Annotated in this window: 12 protein-coding genes and 3 pseudogenes; 8 read left to right on the top strand and 7 right to left on the bottom strand. The window is 61.4% G+C overall.

The genetic code is table 11. From position 1 onward, the window contains the following. Positions 1 to 120: 120 nt before the first annotated feature. Positions 121 to 790, top strand: a protein-coding gene (locus CQW49_RS24080) for an IS6 family transposase (protein ID WP_420845637.1) whose coding sequence is annotated in 2 segments (ribosomal slippage) — positions 121 to 726 and positions 728 to 790 — 669 coding nt in all. Because the reading frame shifts where the segments join, the coding sequence is not laid out codon by codon here. A 236-nt stretch (positions 791 to 1,026) separates the two neighbouring features. On the opposite strand, the gene CQW49_RS24075 is transcribed toward CQW49_RS24080, so the two are convergent. From CQW49_RS24075 to CQW49_RS25980, 3 genes are all read right to left on the bottom strand, one after another. Further along, on the bottom strand, positions 1,027 to 1,956 hold the full coding sequence (locus CQW49_RS24075) for a substrate-binding domain-containing protein (protein ID WP_003615551.1): 930 nt from the start codon (positions 1,954 to 1,956) through the stop codon (positions 1,027 to 1,029). A 263-nt stretch (positions 1,957 to 2,219) separates the two neighbouring features. Then, on the bottom strand, positions 2,220 to 4,370 hold the full coding sequence (locus CQW49_RS24070) for a tetratricopeptide repeat protein (RefSeq protein WP_003615549.1): 2,151 nt from the start codon (positions 4,368 to 4,370) through the stop codon (positions 2,220 to 2,222). Between the two features lie 520 nt (positions 4,371 to 4,890). Then, a complete protein-coding gene (locus tag CQW49_RS25980; protein WP_244593457.1) occupies positions 4,891 to 5,109 on the bottom strand; it encodes a hypothetical protein in 219 nt (72 codons plus the stop codon). Between CQW49_RS25980 and CQW49_RS25975 the strand changes: the two genes are divergently transcribed. Beyond that, positions 5,012 to 5,512, top strand: coding sequence for a two-partner secretion domain-containing protein (locus CQW49_RS25975; protein ID WP_244593456.1), 501 nt, complete (start codon positions 5,012 to 5,014; stop codon positions 5,510 to 5,512). The genes CQW49_RS25980 and CQW49_RS25975 overlap by 98 nt on opposite strands. 74 nt (positions 5,513 to 5,586) lie before the next feature. Next, complete coding sequence (locus tag CQW49_RS26235) at positions 5,587 to 8,091, top strand: beta strand repeat-containing protein (protein WP_338065229.1); 2,505 nt, start codon at positions 5,587 to 5,589, stop codon at positions 8,089 to 8,091. A 78-nt stretch (positions 8,092 to 8,169) separates the two neighbouring features. Here the strand turns inward: CQW49_RS26235 and CQW49_RS24240 are convergent. Next, positions 8,170 to 8,334, bottom strand: a pseudogene (locus tag CQW49_RS24240) (transposase); the annotation flags it as partial. 328 nt (positions 8,335 to 8,662) lie between these two features. Next, positions 8,663 to 8,860, bottom strand: a pseudogene (locus CQW49_RS24055) (IS630 family transposase); the annotation flags it as partial. A gap of 118 nt (positions 8,861 to 8,978) precedes the next feature. Between CQW49_RS24055 and istA the strand changes: the two are divergent. Both istA and istB read left to right on the top strand, forming a co-directional pair. Further along, positions 8,979 to 10,580, top strand: a pseudogene (gene istA, locus CQW49_RS24050) (IS21 family transposase). Then, a complete protein-coding gene (gene istB, locus CQW49_RS24045) occupies positions 10,513 to 11,241 on the top strand; it encodes an IS21-like element helper ATPase IstB (RefSeq protein ID WP_024750120.1) in 729 nt (242 codons plus the stop codon). The pseudogene istA and the gene istB overlap by 68 nt, the downstream one beginning before the upstream one ends. Before the next feature lie 245 nt (positions 11,242 to 11,486). Here istB and CQW49_RS24040 read toward each other — a convergent pair whose 3' ends face one another. Together CQW49_RS24040 and CQW49_RS24035 are read right to left on the bottom strand one after the other, a co-directional pair. Further along, positions 11,487 to 12,023 carry an RES family NAD+ phosphorylase gene (locus CQW49_RS24040; protein ID WP_003616226.1) on the bottom strand — a complete coding sequence of 179 codons (537 nt, stop codon included), beginning with the start codon at positions 12,021 to 12,023 and terminating at the stop codon, positions 11,487 to 11,489. Positions 12,024 to 12,112: 89 nt separating this feature from the next. After that, positions 12,113 to 12,784: a helix-turn-helix domain-containing protein gene (locus CQW49_RS24035; protein ID WP_003616229.1), complete on the bottom strand. Its 672-nt coding sequence runs from the start codon at positions 12,782 to 12,784 to the stop codon at positions 12,113 to 12,115. A gap of 110 nt (positions 12,785 to 12,894) precedes the next feature. On the opposite strand from CQW49_RS24035, the gene CQW49_RS24030 reads away from it, so the two are divergent. The 3 genes from CQW49_RS24030 (at position 12,895) to CQW49_RS24020 (ending at position 16,826) form a co-directional block, all read left to right on the top strand. Continuing rightward, positions 12,895 to 14,106, top strand: a complete 1,212-nt coding sequence (locus CQW49_RS24030) for an ISAs1 family transposase (RefSeq protein WP_024750118.1) — start codon at positions 12,895 to 12,897, stop codon at positions 14,104 to 14,106. 194 nt (positions 14,107 to 14,300) lie between these two features. Then, a complete protein-coding gene (locus CQW49_RS24025; RefSeq protein ID WP_003615646.1) occupies positions 14,301 to 15,380 on the top strand; it encodes a bifunctional nicotinamide-nucleotide adenylyltransferase/Nudix hydroxylase in 1,080 nt (359 codons plus the stop codon). A gap of 60 nt (positions 15,381 to 15,440) precedes the next feature. Further along, complete coding sequence (locus tag CQW49_RS24020) at positions 15,441 to 16,826, top strand: nicotinate phosphoribosyltransferase (protein WP_003615645.1); 1,386 nt, start codon at positions 15,441 to 15,443, stop codon at positions 16,824 to 16,826. Positions 16,827 to 16,862: the final 36 nt, after the last annotated feature.

Here is a 16,862-nt window from a genome sequence, read left to right as displayed (position 1 = left end):
TTGACGAAAGCGTATCCGGCGTTTGCAAGCTAGTTGGCGCATTCGCCGGTTCTGTCGCGAATTTTTGTCGCAGGTCGGTTTGGGCTATAATTGCCGGCAGTGGATCTGCGGACGAGTGCGATGATTGATTTCAAGGGCAGCCATTTTGAACGCGACGTGATTCTGTGGGGCGTCCGCTGGTATGTGGCGTATCCGATGAGCTATCGTCAACTCGAGGAAATGATGGAAGAGCGAGGTGTCGAAGTCGACCATTCGACGCTCAACCGCTGGGTCGTCAAGTATGCTCCTTTGCTGGAGAAACAGTTCCACGCTCGCAAGCGCTCGATCGGATCCAGCTGGCGTCTCGATGAGACCTACGTGAAAGTCAAAGGCTGCTGGAAATATCTGTATCGGGCGGTCGACAAGGCAGGCGGGACGGTGGATTTCCTGCTGACGGCCAAGAGGGACTGCAAAGCCGCGTTGCGCTTTTTGCGCAAGGCGATCGGCCAGCATGGCGAGCCAGAGAAGATCACGATCGACAAGAGCGGCGCCAACACGGCGGCGATCGAACGCTACAATGCGGAGCATGAAGCGGACATCGAAATCCGCCGCATCAAATATCTCAATAATATCGTCGAGCAGGACCATCGAGCGGTAAAGCGAGTGACGCGACCGATGTTGGGTTTCAAATCATTTCGATCCGCTGCTGCGACGCTTTCCGGCATCGAGCTGATGCACATGATCCGAAAAGGGTAGATGCAACGCGGGCAAATTGCGTCCAGCCCAGCAGTTCTACGCCCTCCCCGCGTGAGCCGCGTCATTCTCATACGCTCGCGCGTCTATAAACAGAAATTGCGACAAAGCCAAATTTGCGACACAATCGGATTATTATCCGCTCACGCCGTTCGCACCAGAACCGTCGATCCGCGATCGGCAAAATCGCCGCGGATCGACCGAGTTTTTAGAGCCGACCAACCATGGCTGGGTCAGCGAAGTCTAGAAGTCACAAGCTCACGGAACGCGGCTGCACCTCTCCGTCAGGCGTAATCATGGCACACCGTAGCAATAGTTCAGAAGCGTCGTTACGGTGTCAGATGGAGGCGATGTCGTATGATTGTTCAGATATGCGACGAACAGCCGCAATTCGGTTTCTTCGCCGGCTGTACGCGTCCGAGCCGTGGTGTTGGCGATAATGACACCGTCTTGAATGATCGCATTATAAGTGGTCGAACTCGGTGATATCGACTGGTGTCGCGTTGACGGCACGTTCACAGCGCCCGCCGAGCAGATTTGTGACTTCGCGACATAACCGAACGTCTCGGTTCCTGCGACCACCGCATTGTAGATGGACGCGATATCGGCGTAGGTGGAATGGACCAAAGCGCTCGTTGAGGTAACGGTATAGGCATTCCAGAGCTCTTGCGTCGCCGCGAGGCCATAAGGCGCCGATCCGGGGGCGGCGATGCCGACGCCTTTCGTTGTCCAGCCCGAGGGCAATCCCGAACTCACGTTCCAGGCGCCGGTGTTGGTGTAGAGCTCGAGATATCCTTGCGCATATTCGAAGAGATAATTCGCGCTCGCAGGGCTCGCGCCGGTCGTCCAAGTCGACACCAGAGAAGGATAGGTGCTGTACAAAGTCAGCGGGCGCGAGACATCCGCTGAGAGAAACAGGTCATAGTGTCCCCAGGCGTTGGGATTGGTGGTGGCGCAGGTCGGCGTTGTAGCGCAGCTGCCGGTGATCTGGCTCAGTAGATTGCCAGAGGCTCCGGATGTATAGGTCACGTCGTAGTCGTAACCATAGGTCGACAGTGCATAAGTCTTGAATTTTCCGATGATATCATTCAGCGGATTTGCGAAGTTGGCTGCGACTGCGACATAGATAGTGGTGGTCGCCTGAGCCGGGGGCGCGGCGGCCATCAGAGCGGCGGCAGCCGCTCCGGCGAGAACGAGTTCTTTTATCTTGCTACTTGGCAACATTACATACCTCTTTGGTAAGTCGACTCAAGTCTTGGCTCTCGTCGAGTAATTATATATAGCGTTTACATATATAAGCTTTGCACAACCCTCTGTTTGCGTCAAGGACCAACGTTCAGTATATTCATTATTATCGGCAGCTTTATTCGAGATATGCGCCACTATATTAAAATAGTCGCGCGCCCGCGCTTTCGGACCCCGCCCCCGTGAGCGCTCCGACTCCAAATCGCGTGTCCACACAACTCCCCCCCCCCCGAGACGATGTGTCATCCCTCGCCGTGGATGACGGCGCGCTGATCGCACCAGTCTTTCCAAAGCCCCATCAATGCCGTCGAAAGATTGTTTCCGAACCGAACAGGATCATTGAGCGGCGAGGAGGCGACTTGCTCGCGTAAACGAAGGCGCAGCGAGGCCAGCTCCTGCGGACGCTCGGCCCAACCGACGGCCAGCTCGACATAGTCCTCGACGCTATACGTGCAGAAATGCGAGAGTCCGGCCGCGGTGAGATGCGTCGCGGAGTGACGTCCGGCAAATGTCTCGCCCACCATCGTCACCACCGGAACGCCCATCCACATCGCCTCGAGCGTCGTGACGCCGCCCGAATAAGGAAACGGGTCGAGCGCGAGATCGATCCTTTCGACATAGGCCTGGAGGAGCTTCTGCTGATCGGATTCGCCGATGAGATCCACGCGCTCGCGCGAAAGCCCGCCATTCTCGAGTATCATATAGACCGCCTCCTGCGTCGTCGGCTCCTGCAAGCCGCCATAGACGAGAAGGATTCGCCCGTTCGGGACGCGCTCGAGAATTCGCGCCCAAGCGCGGGCCACCTCGGCGTTGAGCTTCGCCGGACGATTGAAACATCCGAAGGTGAATACCCCACTCTCGAGAAAAGGAAGCGGACCCACATCGGGCGCGCGCAAGGGCGGCTGATAGCAGACGTAGCAATCGGGAAGGCGAATGATCGGCTCCACATAATATTCGTCGTCGCAGGGCGGCGCTTCGACGGGGTCGGCAATGAGCCCATCATATGTGTCGAGGCCGATCGTTCCGACATAGCCGGCCCAGCTCAATTGCACCGGCGCGGCCCGTTGGGCGAACAACGTTAGGCGACATCCATGCGTATGGCCCGAGAGGTCGAACAGCACATCTACGCCCTGCTCGGCGATCAGAGCGGCCAATTGGTCGTCGTCGAGATCGGAGACGTCTCGCCAGCTCGCGGCGACGGCTTTATATCGATCGCTGAATTCGTCGTCCTGGCGCTTGCGATCCGTCTTGTAGCAGAAGATCTCATAGCCGAGCGCTCCCAATTGCTCGAAGGCGCGCAGCACGAGATAGGTCACCGCATGGCGATGCATGTCGGCCGAGACAAGGCCCAGCCGCGGCCGGCGGCCGGAATCGGGATCATTGCCGAAGGCGAATCGATCTTTGGGCTCCCGCGGGCGATAGAGCGCGGCCCATCGCTTATGCGCGTCGAGCAAGTCCTGCTTGGTCACGCCCGTTTTATGCTGCAAGGTGAACAATAATCCACCGGCGATATCGGCGCTGCTCGGATCGAGCTCGCCGGCGCGGCGATAGCTCGCGACCGATTCGTCGATGCGGCCCTGCCCGAGCAGGCCGAAAGCGCGCAAAGCCTGATATTCGCCCGATCGCGGCTCCAGCGCGATGGCGCGATCCACATGTTTCAGGCCCATCTCGTAAAGGTGATGGCTGATGAGGAAATGAGCGAAGAAATATTGCGGCAGAGCAATGTCCGGCGCGACCTTCGCCGCCATTTCGAACAACATGCCCGCCTCGCGCTCGCGCTCGCTCTTGCCGAGCTGCGTTCCGAGCACCAGCATGGTCTGGTAATTCCTCGTATCGAGCGCCACCGCCGCATGAAGATCTTGCACGGATTGCTGCTGGTTTCCGTTGATCGCATGGGCGAGGCCGCGCAGCCGATAAGCGTTGATATAGGTGGGATCGAGGGCCAGCGCGCGATCGAAGGCGGCGATCGCCTCCAGCGGCTTGCCCTCGGAAAGAAGAGCGAGACCGAGATTGAACTGATGATTCGGCATTCCGCCAAATAGATTCAGCGCCTTTCGCAGATACGGGATGCCCTCTTTTCGACGGCCGAGGCGCGCATGACAGGCGCCGATCTCGGCGAGAGTGGGCGGATGATCGGGCTTCATCGCCAGCTCACGCTGAAACGCCGCAATCGCCTCTTCGAAGCGATCGAAACGAGAGAGCGCGATACCGTGACCATAATGAAAGCGCGGTTGATCGGGCGCGCAGCGGACAGCCTCCTCGAATTCGTGCAACGCTTTCGTCCAGCGGTCGGCGCGAGAATATTCGACGCCTTTGTCGTGGTGCTTCTGCCCGCGTCGGATCTGCAGCGGAGACGACGGGGGAGCCGTCGCGGACAGCCGAGACTCGATCATCGTCTCTTCCGGTAGAAGGTTCTTCAAATTTATGACCATTTTTCACAGCCCGAAAAACTGCGCTGGAGCTTCAGGAGCATACGTCGATCGCCTGGCTTTGGTCAAGTAACCTGATTACATAAAATACGCGCCGCGCTTTCCGAGCGAATGGAATGGTTCGATCGACAGACTTTACTTCAACGGAAAAAAATTAGCGCGGCATCCGATCAAATTCTGCTCAAAAAACTCGCGCCTGGACCGAGTCTGTGCTGATTTTACAACCAAATCGGCCAATCGTTGATCAATACGACTCTCAGTAGCTCAATATTAGAGCTATATATCAAATAGTTGATCGACTGCGGTGGGCGTCCGCGCGACGGGTGCGTCTAGATGGCCGCCGTATTGACGGGGACCGGTTTCTCATTATTATTAAAGTTCAATATATTGCGATGTCGCTAAGAGACAGCCCGATGACGCTCCCCGAAAAAAATCGCTCTCATGCCACCCTGCTCCTTCCTCGCCGGCCTTCCCCTCTCTCCGATCATGCTCGGCGATTGCAGGCGTCTTTCGCCACGATGACGGCGATCGCGGCGGTTCTCGCCCTTCCGCGTTTCGCCGCCGCCAATCCGACGGGCGGGGTCGTGGTCGACGGCTCGGCGAATATCTCCTCTGCCGGCAGCGTCACCAATGTCGCGCAGTCGACCAATCGCGCCGTCATCGATTGGCAGAGCTTCTCTATCGCCTCGGGTGAGACCGTCAATTTCCTTCAGCCGAGCGCGCTCTCCGTCACGCTCAACCGCGTCGTCGGCAATGAGAGCAGCGTCATCGCCGGCGCGCTCAACGCCAATGGCAATGTGTTCATCGTCAATTCCGCGGGCGTGCTGTTCACAAAAATGCGGAGGTCAATGTCGGCGGACTTGTGGCCTCCACGCGCGACATCTCCAACAATGATTTCATGGCCGGAAACTATGTGTTCTCCGGCTCCTCCGCCGCCGCGGTCGTCAATCGGGGAACGATCACCGCGGCCGATGGCGGCTATGTCGTGCTGCTCGGCCGTTCGGTTTCCAATGAGGGAGCGATCACCGCCAAGCTCGGATCCATCGCGCTCGCGTCGGGAGATAAGATCACGCTCAATTTCGGCGGCGACTCGCTGCTCGACGTGACAATCGACAAAGGAACCTATGATGCGCTGGTCGAGAACAAGGGGCTGATCAAGGCCGACGGCGGCCGCGTCGTGATGGCCGCGAAGGCGGCCGATGCGGTTCTCTCGGCGCAGGTCAACAACAGCGGGATCATTCAGGCGCGCACGCTCGCCGATCTCACCGGCGGCCCGTCGTCGAGAGGCACGGTGAAGATCGGCCAGATCAAGCTGCTCGCCTCTGGCGGAACGACCAAGGTCACGGGCAAGCTCGACGCCTCCGCGCCCAATGGCGGCAAGGGCGGAACGATCGAGACCAGCGGAAACAAGGTGACGATCGCGGAAGGCGCAGAGGTGACAACGGCGTCGTCGACGGGCGAAACCGGGAGCTGGATCATCGATCCAGACGGCTTCACCATCGCGTCGAGCGGCGGCGACATCACCGGAGCGCTGCTCGGCAGCCTGCTCGCGAACAACAACATCACCTTGTGGTCCACGAGCGGCGGCGGAACGGACGGCAACATCTATGTCAATGACGCGGTGCGCTGGTCCGGCAGCACGATCCTAACGCTGAATGCGACGAGCAACATCTATGTGAATGCGGCGATCACCGCGACCGGAAAGAGCGCCGGCCTGGCGTTGAATTACGGCAATTACGCCTCGGCGAGCAGTGCGACCTCCGGGACCGATTATTATATCGACACGGACACGGGCGGGAAGGTGACGCTCAGCGGCTCGAGCGCGAGCCTCGTGATCAATGGCGCCGCCTATACGCTGCTCCACAGCATGAACGAGATCGCCGCCTTCACCGGCCAGACGGTCACCGGCAATTATGCTCTGGCGCGGGATCTCGACGCCACGGGAACGACCTATGACAACGCGCTGATCGACACATTCATCGGCACATTCGCGGGTCTCGGCCATACGATCAGCAATCTGACGATTTCCTCTGGATCGAACGGCGCGAATTTCATCGCCACAATGGGCGGGTTCTTTGTCTCCGATCCCGTGGGCATCCGAGACATCGGATTGGTGAATGTGTCGATGACGGGCGGCGACCGATCTGCTGGGCTGGTCGGCGCAAATTACGGTGGAACGATCTATAACGCCTATGCGACCGGAACCGTCGTCGGCGATGGCAGCAATGTCGGCGGCCTGGTCGGGACGAATTTCGGCGGCACGATTTCTAATTCTCACGCTGATGTGGATGTTGCCGGCGTCACCAATGTCGGCGGCCTCGTGGGGTGGAATTTGCCGTTGGCCCTCCGCGGGCTGCAAGCCGTCATCACCGACTCTTACGCTACGGGAAATGTGACGGCCTATTCGGCCACCTCTATCCGCTCGAACTTCGGCGGTCTCGTAGGGTGGAATTCCGGCGGCCTCATCAGCAATTCCTACGCGACAGGAGCGGTTGACGTCGGCGCTGCGAATTCGAACAGCACCGATCTATCGAATGTCGGCGGTCTCGTCGGCTCTAACGGCTATTTTTATTTCGCTGGGTCCGGCGCCAGCTATGTCGGCACGATCGTTAATTCCTATGCGACCGGAAATGTGACGTCGCCCGGCAGCAATATCGGCGGCCTCGTCGGAATAAACGAAGGTAATATCAGCGGCTCCTACGCCTCCGGAAATGTAACCAGCACCGCCGCCACTGCAGGCGGCGCGACAAATATCGGCGGCTTGGTCGGATTGTCCAGCGTCAGCGAATACACCAATTATACCGGTGTAAGTAGCGGCAATATCTCCGATAGCTATGCGACCGGCAATGTCTACGCTCCCAACGCATCCTCCGTCGGCGGCCTCGTCGGCGGGGTGAGCGGCTCGACGCTCAATAACAAGGAGACCTACGGTACGATATCCAACAGCTGGGCGAGCGGAAATGTGACCGGTTATATGACTGTCGGGGGATTGGTCGGCTTCAGTGTCCGCAGCGCGATTTCCGATTCCTCGGCGAGCGGCAATGTCATGGCGATATTGTTCGGCGCGGGCGGCCTGGTCGGGACCAATGCGTTCGGCGCCATCAGCAATTCGACCGCGAGCGGAGACGTATCGCAGGGGAGCCCCGATGACGGCCGCGCCGGCGGCCTCGTCGGCTATAATTACGGCGCGATCGAGAATTCCTCCGCGACTGGCAGCGTGACCAATGGCTCGAGCGGGTTAGTGGGCGTCAACGATTCCGGGAGTGGGACCGTCACCAACAGCACCTATCGCGACGCGAAGGCGGAAGCGCGCGCCGCGACGCAGGCGCAGGCAACCCAAATCCAGCAGACGGCTCTCTCGGCTGCCAATGTGCTCACGAGCGCCGCCGCGAACGTATCATCCAAGCCCCCGAACCCGACCCTATCGACGGCGTCGGGCAAATCAGCCATCATGGCGGCGGTCACTCCCTCCGTCAGCGAAAATATGCAGAACGTGGAGCCCGCCGAAACTCCGCCTCCCGCGGCCCGCGCGCGTCCGCGACATGTGCTGGCGGTCGCCGCGCAGAAGCCGGCAGTCCGTCACGGCGGCGGATATGGCTCGCGCATTCGTAGCATTGAAGTCGACGGCCAGCGATTCGACTATAACGACGGCAAGAATAATGCTCCAGGAACCAACGCCAGATAGCACTTGCTCGGGTTCTGTCACGAATTTTGGTGGGGCCGATAAATTTAAATGGGGTTTTCATGCCGCTTTTAGCAATGGCGGCAGCTCGTCGAGGACGTTCAGCGTCTTGTACACCCAGCAGCGCTGATCGCGCGTCTTCGGGAACGCCTCCTCGAGAGCCTTCCAGACGCCGAGGGCGCCGTCGCCGACGGCGATCTCCCGCGCGACCACCAGGCCGCGCTTCTTCAGCTCGACGAGCGCCTCCTTTCAGCTCTGCGCGCTCTCCCGCATGCCCGGCGTTCCGCCGACACATGGTGCGGCGAGCAAAACGGGGAGGTGTCCGGCGCTCCCTCCGGGCGGAGGCGATGGCCGGGCTCATGACGTGTCGCAGCGGAACGGGCGAGCCCTCGCGGGTGGAACGGCGCCGATGCGGCGGATGAGCCCGCCGCAGTCGGGGCACGGGAAGACATGCGCTGCGGCGGTGGAGGAATCGTCGCATGCGCGGACCTTCGGCTCGACCGGATGATCGACGGCCGCGGCGGTGGCGAGACGACGACAGAGCGTGAGCCGCTTCTCGCGATCATACCAAAGGCTATGACGATTGACCGATATGCGCCCAATCTCGCATTCCGATCGATGTGATGGACTGGGGCTGTGCGATGAGTCGATTCCAAGCATCGCATGCGGCGTCGATGATCGCGTCGTAGGTCTCGAAGACGCGGTTCGAGAGCCAGTTGGCGCGTAGGAACTGCCAAATATTTTCGACAGGGTTCAGCTCCGGGGAGCGCGAGTGTTATTCGGCGTGCAAAATTGACCCCCATACGAGGGGAATCGGCGTCGAAAATTGACCCCCTCTGGTGAAGGCCGGACAGTCCTCCCGCTTTGGTTGCAAGGGCGGGTGGAGGGGGATGTTGATTGTGGAGACGATCGGGCGAATCCGTCGCGAGCATTTCATCAAGGGCAAGACGATCAAGGAGATCGTCCGCGATCTGGGCATTTCACGGAACACGGTCCGCAAGGCATTGCGCTCGGAGGCGACCTCCTTCGCCTATGAGCGCGACAATCAGCCACTGCCCAAGCTCGGACCTTGGTCGGAGAAGCTCGACGAGCTGCTGGCGGAGAATGAGAAGAAGGCGGCGCGCGAGCGGCTGACCCTGATCCGCGTTTTCGAGGACTTACGCGGGCTGGGCTATTCGGGCGGCTATGACGCCGTGCGTCGCTACGCGCGCAAATGGCGCAGCGAGCAAGGCGCGGCGACGGCCGCCGCCTATGTGCCGCTGAGCTTTGCGCCGGGCGAAGCCTATCAGTTCGACTGGAGCCACGAGATCGTTGTGCTCGACGGCGTGACGACGACCGTGAAGGTCGCGCACATGCGTCTGTGCCACAGCCGCATGCTGTTCGTTCGCGCCTATCCGCGCGAGACGCAGGAGATGGTTTTCGACGCGCATGATCGCGCCTTTACCTTCTTCAGGGGCGCCTGCACGCGCGGCATCTACGACAATATGAAGACGGCGGTGGAGGCGATCTTCGTCGGCAAGGAGCGCAAGTTCAATCGACGCTTCGCACAAATGTGCAGCCATCATCTCGTCGAGCCGGTCGCCTGCACGCCGGCGTCCGGCTGGGAGAAAGGCCAGGTCGAAAATCAGGTCGGCCTGGCGCGGGAACGGTTCTTCACGCCGCGCCTGCGGTTCAAGACCTATGAGGATATGAACGCGTGGCTTCTCGATAAATGCGTCGGCTACGCCAAGGCGCATCCGCATCCCGAGATGCCGGACAAGACGATTTGGCAGGTTTTCGAGGAAGAGCGGCCGAAGCTCGTCCCGCTGCGCGGACGGTTCGACGGATTCCACGAGCTGACGGCGTCGGTGTCGAAGACCTGCCGCGCAAGCAAGTGTACGCAGCTTGCGCAAGCGCAACTGCTATGCGCTTCGACAACAATAAATATTCGGTCAATGCGAGCGCCGTCGGCGCCCCGGTCGAGATCCACGCCTACGCCGACCGCATCGTCTTCCGTCAAAAAGGGCGCGTCGTCGCCGAACATGCGCGCGCTTTCGGGCGCGGCGCGACGATCTTCGATCCCTGGCATTACGTGCCGGTTCTCGCGCGCAAGCCCGGCGCGCTGCGGAACGGCGCGCCATTCAAGGATTGGGTGCTGCCGGGCGCGATCGAACGCGTGCGACGCAAGCTCACCGGCGACGACGGCGATCGACAAATGGTCAAGATTCTGGCCGCCGTCGTCGACGATGGATTGACCGCTGTCGAGGCAGCCTGCGCGGAGGCGCTCGGCCAAGGCGTCCATTCCGCCGACGTCATTCTCAACATTCTCGCCCGCCGGCGCGAGCCGCCGCCACCTCCGGCGATCCCCACACCCCAGTCGTTGACGCTGCTGCACATGCCGCTCGCCGACTGCGCCCGCTATGATCAATTGAGGAGAACGGCCTGATGGAACGCACGCAGCTCTTCGATCTCATGGGAGAGCTCAAGCTCTTCGGCATGAGGAGCGCCTATGACGAGGTGATGTCGACGGGCATAAAGCGGCAGCATGAGCCGCCGCGCATCGTCGGCGATCTTCTCCAGGCGGAAATCGCCGAAAAACATGCGCGCTCGATCAAATATCAGATGACGGTCGCGAAGCTGCCATTGGCGAAGGACGTCGAGGACTTCCAGTTCGAGGGCGCGCCGATCAATGAAGCTCTGGCGCGCGATCTCGCAGGCGGCGGCTTCCTCGACCAACAACGTAATTGCGTTCTCGTCGGCGGAACCGGCACGGGGAAGACTCATCTTTCGATAGCGATCGCCAGAAGCTGTATTCGCGCTGGAAAACGTGGCCGATTCTTCAACACCGTCGAGCTCGTCAACCGGCTCGAGAGCGAAGCGCGAGGCGGTCGTCAGGGACGCTTTGCGGACTATCTCACGAGAATGGACTTCATCATACTCGATGAGCTCGGCTACTTGCCGTTCGCGCAGTCGGGCGGACAATTGCTCTTCCATCTGATCAGTCGGCTCTACGAACGAACCTCGATCATCGTCACCACCAATCTCGCTTTCGGCGAATGGCCGAGCGTGTTCGGCGATGCGAAAATGACCAGCGCGCTGCTCGATCGCCTCACCCACCATTGCGACATCGTCGAAACCGGCAACGAAAGCTGGCGCTTCAAGAACCGCGCCTGATCCTCCCGATCACATCGCGAACCGAAACGCACTCGCCCCGGCTGCGCAATCCCGCCAGCTCCGCCGGGGCGAGCGCTCGCGTTCCGCCCTACGCCAAATGGGGGTCAATTTTGAACGCCGATCGGGGGTCAATTTTGGATGCCGATTGACATTCCGCATCGTCTCTCAGCACCGGAGTGAACTTCAGCCGATTTGGCAAGACGCGCCTCAAGCGTGGCAAAGACTACCAGCCTCTCCCTTTTTCGTCAGCGAGGCGTCGGCAGGATCGATTTTCCGTAAGCGCCGAGGATATTGGCGACTTCCGGAAGCCGGTCGACGAGCCGCACGGCTGGTTCCGCGTCGAAGCCGGAGCCTGCCCGCTCGAAAATCGCCAAGCATATCTGGTCGGGATCGTGCCGTGAGCGGAAGGCGAGCCCATCAGGCGCGTCAGGATGCGCCCACAGCGCATCGGCCCAGGCGCCGCAAGGTTCGTAAGGTCCCGTCGAGATGGAATTGTCGAGACCGAGAATCTGCAGCCCGGCGCTGTGCAGCTGTACAACACGGAGCGCACGCCGACAGCGCACGACGCTCGATGCGCGCGCTTCGATGTCGGCTTGAGCGACCATTTTCCTGCGTGGGTTGCGCGACAAGGTCTCGACCAGCGCGCCGGCGAAGCGAAATGCGACATAAAGCACGCCAAATGAGCCCGAGGCGCTATCGAAGCGATAAGTCGGTGGCGCTCCCGGACCCGGACCGAAAAATATCGGATGATGCTCCGTGCGATGGACGCGGTGGAACTCCATCCGAGCTGGCAGAATCTCGATCGGTAGTGCCGCAGTGGCGAGAGCAGCTGGGGGGAAAGCCGCGACGCCCGAAGGGCCTCGGGCCGGGCTCACGCGAAGCCGTCGCCTTGTTCGACCCGGGCGAGACGTTCCAGCTCGGGGGTCAGTCCCTCACGCCGCAGCCTTTGCATCGGCGTCTCGTTTCCGAGAACTTCGTCGGCCGTCAACAGAAAATCCATCGCGACCCAAGGACCGGATCTGGCGAAGACGTCGAGAAGCTTCGGCAGTCCGGCGACGACCGTCCCCTCGGCCTCGTCGAACTGGCAACGTGGATAGCGCCAATCACGGCCCATGCGCACGGCGAGCAGCGCGTTGGCGCGCCGGCGCTTTTCGATCGCCTGCCGGCTGACTCCAAGCAGTTGCGCGACCTCGTTCGAGGAGAGCGTGCCTCCAGCGGCGTCGAGGATCTGGACGCGATGTCCCGCGTTCCGCGCCACAAGCGGGGCGATCGGGTCCAGGTCGACAAGCGAGGCTTCGGTGGTCGCGGTGTCCGCCAGTACGCGCGCGAGGGCGCCGAAACCGGTCGAGGCGGCGAGCGCGTCAGAGAGTATTTTCGGATCGGCATGCGCGGCAATCCGAGTGATCGTATCTATCGAGCGACGGAGAAACGCCTCGCGCAAAGGGTCGGCGCTCGTGGCATCGCGGAAGGCGGTCTCGTGCGAAGCGGGGGCTTTCATCTGCGTCTCGGTTGTCTTCAGGAGAATATAGCGCAGTGCATACATCGTCAACCGCGGTTCCACTGACGGCAGGGCTCCGAATTCGGGTTAACGGCGGTTAACGGATTGGGTCAGGCGTGATTCCCTATCGGCGGAGTGATTCTGGAGCCGCCGTGATGAGCCTCGCCTTCGCAGTTTTCAAAGAGAAGTCGCGTCTGAAAGCGCTTCTCGACCATTTCTCGATCATTGACGACCCGCGCGAGCCCTGGCGCGTCGCGCATCCGCTTCGCGAGGTGCTGCTGCTCGTCGTCTGCGCCTCCATGGCCGATTGCGATCACTTCGACGCTATTGCATCTTGGGGCAAGGCCAACATCGGCTTCCTGCGCCGCTATTTGCCTTATGAGCACGGCGTGCCGGGCGGACGCTGGCTCACCCTGCTCATGAACCGCGTCGATCCGGCGCTGTTCTCGGCGGCCTTCACTGGCTGGGTGCGCGAGACCTGGCCGGAGCGACCCGAGCTCATCGCCATCGACGGGAAGACCTCGCGTCGCAGCCATGATCGCGCCGAGGACAAAGCCCCGCTGCATCTCGTTTCCGCCTTCGCCACCACGAGCCGCCTCGTGCTCGGCCAGGAGGCGGTCGAGGGCAAGAGCAATGAACTATCGGCCATTCCCGTCCTGCTCGATCGCCTTTCCGAAGGCGGCTCGCTGAAAGGCGCGCTCGTCTCCATCGACGCCATCGCCACCAACGCCAGGATCGCCCAGGCGATCGTGGACAAGGGCGCCGATTATCTGCTGGCGGTCAAAGCCAATCAGCCGACCCTGCGCGCCGAGATCGAGAGCGCTTTTTCCGCCGCGACGCGGATCGACACATGCGTCGATTTCGACAAGGGCCATGGCCGCATCGAGCAGCGCAGCGTGAGCGTCATCACCGAGATCGACTGGCTGAACGGCGAGCGCCGCTTTCCGGGCGAGCTGCGCCTGCCGAACGCCGCGACGATCATTCGCGTCAAATCGCAGGCCGAACTTGCCGACCGCGGCCGCTTCGAGACGCGCTATTACATCTCCTCGGCCCTTCTCCCAGCGAAGCGGGCGGGCGAGGCCGTGCGCGGCCATTGGGGCATAGAGAACCAGCTGCATTGGGTGCTCGACGTCGTCTTCGCCGAAGACCAATCCCGCTTGCGCAAGGGCCATGGCGCGAGAAACATGGCCGTCGTCAGGCATTTCGCCATCAATATGATCCGCACCGCCCCCGAGCCCGAGAACAAGCCCATGAAACCGCAGCGCAAGGCCACAAAGCCCACACGCACCAGCATCAAGCTCCGCAGAAAAATCGCCAGCTGGCGCGAGGATTATCTCGCCATCGCCTTGGAAGCCTCAGCCCATTAACCCGGATTCGGAGCCCTGCCACTGACGGCGACTGAACCGAAGTGTTGTCCAGAGCTGCGCCGCCGCTCTCCGCGCGACGATCAAGCTGAGAAACTGTCCGCGACAAGGTCATTGACGGCCGCCCTGGCCTGCGCCTAAGCTCCGCATGTCACGGGGAGTCCGAGACATCGACATCTTTCAGGGGAGACCTGAATATGAGCGCATCGGCGCAAAAACACGATTATCTCGTGTTCATTGGGCGGTTTCAGCCCCTTCACAACGGCCACCTCCATGTCATGCGTAAGGCGCTCGCCGCCGGGCGCAAGCTCATCGTGCTGGTCGGCTCGTCCAATGCCGCGCGATCGCCGCGCAACCCTTTCACCTATGAGGAGCGGCGCGACACGATCCTCGCCGCGCGCGGCGCGATCGAGGCTGCGCCCGATCGCATTCTCGTCCGGCCGCTGCCGGATTTTCTCTACAACGACCGCGCTTGGATTGCCCATGTCCAGCGCAGCGTCGACGAGGCGATCGCCGAGGACGGCGGCTCGGAGCGAGCCTCGGTGGGGCTCATCGGCCACAGCAAGGACAAGTCCTCCTATTATTTGCGCATGTTTCCCAATTGGGACGCGGTCGATGTGCCGACGCAGCATGGCACGCTCAATTCGACCGATCTGCGCGAGGATTATTTGCGCCGCGCGCCGCGCATTCCCGACGCGCCGCTCTGTCCTGCGGAGACGAGCGAGTTTCTCGCCCGTTTCATGCTGACCGACGCCTTCAAATGGCTGGTCGGCGAGACGGAATTCTATCGCGACTACAAGGCCGCCTGGGGCAAGACACCCTACCCTGTGTTCATCAATTGCGTCGATGCAGTGGTCGTTCAGTCGGGCCATATTCTCCTGGTGGAGCGCGCGCGGCGTCCCGGCGCCGGGCTGCTCGCCCTGCCGGGCGGCCATGTCGATCCCAATGAGAGCTTTCGCGATGCGGCTGTGCGCGAATTGAAGGAGGAGACCAAAATCTCCGACCAGAAGGGCGAGATCCCTCCGGCCATGCTCGCCTCCTTCATCGACGAGACCAAGACGCGGCTATTCGACCATCCCGACCGCTCCGAACGCGGGCGCGTCGTGACCCAGGCCTTTCTCTTCGACCTTCCCGCACGCAAGCCCATGTTCTCGGTACGCGGCGACGACGACGCCGCGAGCGCATCCTGGCACGAGCTCGGCCGTCTGAGCGCCGACCAGTTTTTCGAGGACCATGCCGCCATCATCCGCGAGATGACGGGCGCGTTGATCGACTGATTTTTACTTTGGCGTCCGGGGAGTCCGGGCGCCGGTTTCGAGCTGGAGGAGATTCCAGACATGACTCGCATCAGCAGAATTCTCGACGCCGACAGCTACAAGGCCAGCCATTTTCTGCAATATCCGCCCGGGACGGAATTCGTCTCGAGCTATATCGAATCGCGCGGCGGCGCCTTTGCGCAGAGCCTGTTCTTCGGCTTGCAGATCTATTTGAAGGATGTGCTGACGCAGCCGATCACGCGCGCCGACATAGACGAGGCGGAAGAGATGCTGCTCGCGCATGGCGAGCCTTTCAATCGCGCCGGCTGGGATCATGTGCTGAACGCGCATGGCGGCCATATGCCCGTGCGTATCGAGGCGGTTCGCGAGGGCAGCGTGCTGCCGACCGGCAATGCGCTCGTGCAGATCGTCAACACCGACCCGCGCGTTCCGTGGATCGTCTCCTATCTCGAAACGGCGCTGTTGCGCGCCGTCTGGTATCCGACGACGGTGGCGACGCGCTCCTGGCATTTGAAGAAGATCATCGACGCCGCCTGGAGCGAGACGTCGGATGCGCCACAGGAACGTTTGGTGTTCGCATTGCATGATTTCGGCGCGCGCGGCGCTTCGAGCAGCGAGAGCGCTTCGATCGGCGGCCTCGCCCATCTCGTCAATTTCCGTGGCACCGACACCCTCGCGGCGTTGGCAACGGCGCGGCGCGTCTATCACGAGCCCATGGCGGGATTCTCGATCCCGGCCGCCGAGCATTCGACGATCACCTCCTGGGGCCGTGAGCGCGAGGCGGACGCCTACGCCAATATGCTGCGCAATTTCGGCGGGCCGGGAAAGGTCGTGGCCGTCGTCTCCGACAGCTATGACGTCTATCGCGCGACAGCGGAGATTTGGGGCGAAAGCCTCGCTTCGCAGGTTCGCGCCATGGGCGGAACGCTGGTGGTGCGGCCCGACTCCGGCGACCCGAGGACGACGCCGGTGGAGATCGTCGGAATCCTCGCCGAGAAATTCGGCGTGCGCACCAACTCCAAAGGGTTTCGCGTGCTGCCGGATTGCGTCCGCGTCATTCAGGGCGACGGCGTCGACGAAGACTCGATCGCGGCAATCCTCGACAATCTGCGCGCCAAAGGCTTCGCGGCGGACAATATTGCTTTTGGAATGGGCGGGGCGCTGCTGCAGAAGCTTGATCGGGACACGCTCAAATTCGCGATGAAGACGAACGCTATCCGCGTCGACGGCGAATGGATCGACGTGTTCAAGCAGCCGATCGACGATCCCGGCAAGGCCTCGAAGAAAGGTCGCCTCGCGCTGGTCCTCAGGGACGGCGCGCCGCGCACCATTCGCGCGGAGGAGCGCCATGAGGGAGAGGAAAATTTGCTCGGCGAGGTTTTCGTTGATGGCCGCTTGACTCGTGACGAACGCCTCGAAGACATTCGGCGTCGATCCTGGCGGTGACCTGGGAACAGCTCATGAATGTTGCGAGCTAGCAAC

Origin of the sequence: Methylosinus trichosporium OB3b (assembly GCF_002752655.1) — a bacterium.
Lineage (GTDB): Bacteria > Pseudomonadota > Alphaproteobacteria > Rhizobiales > Beijerinckiaceae > Methylosinus > Methylosinus trichosporium.
Note: the sequence above shows the minus strand (reverse complement) of the source record. Positions and strands in the feature narration are given on the sequence as shown.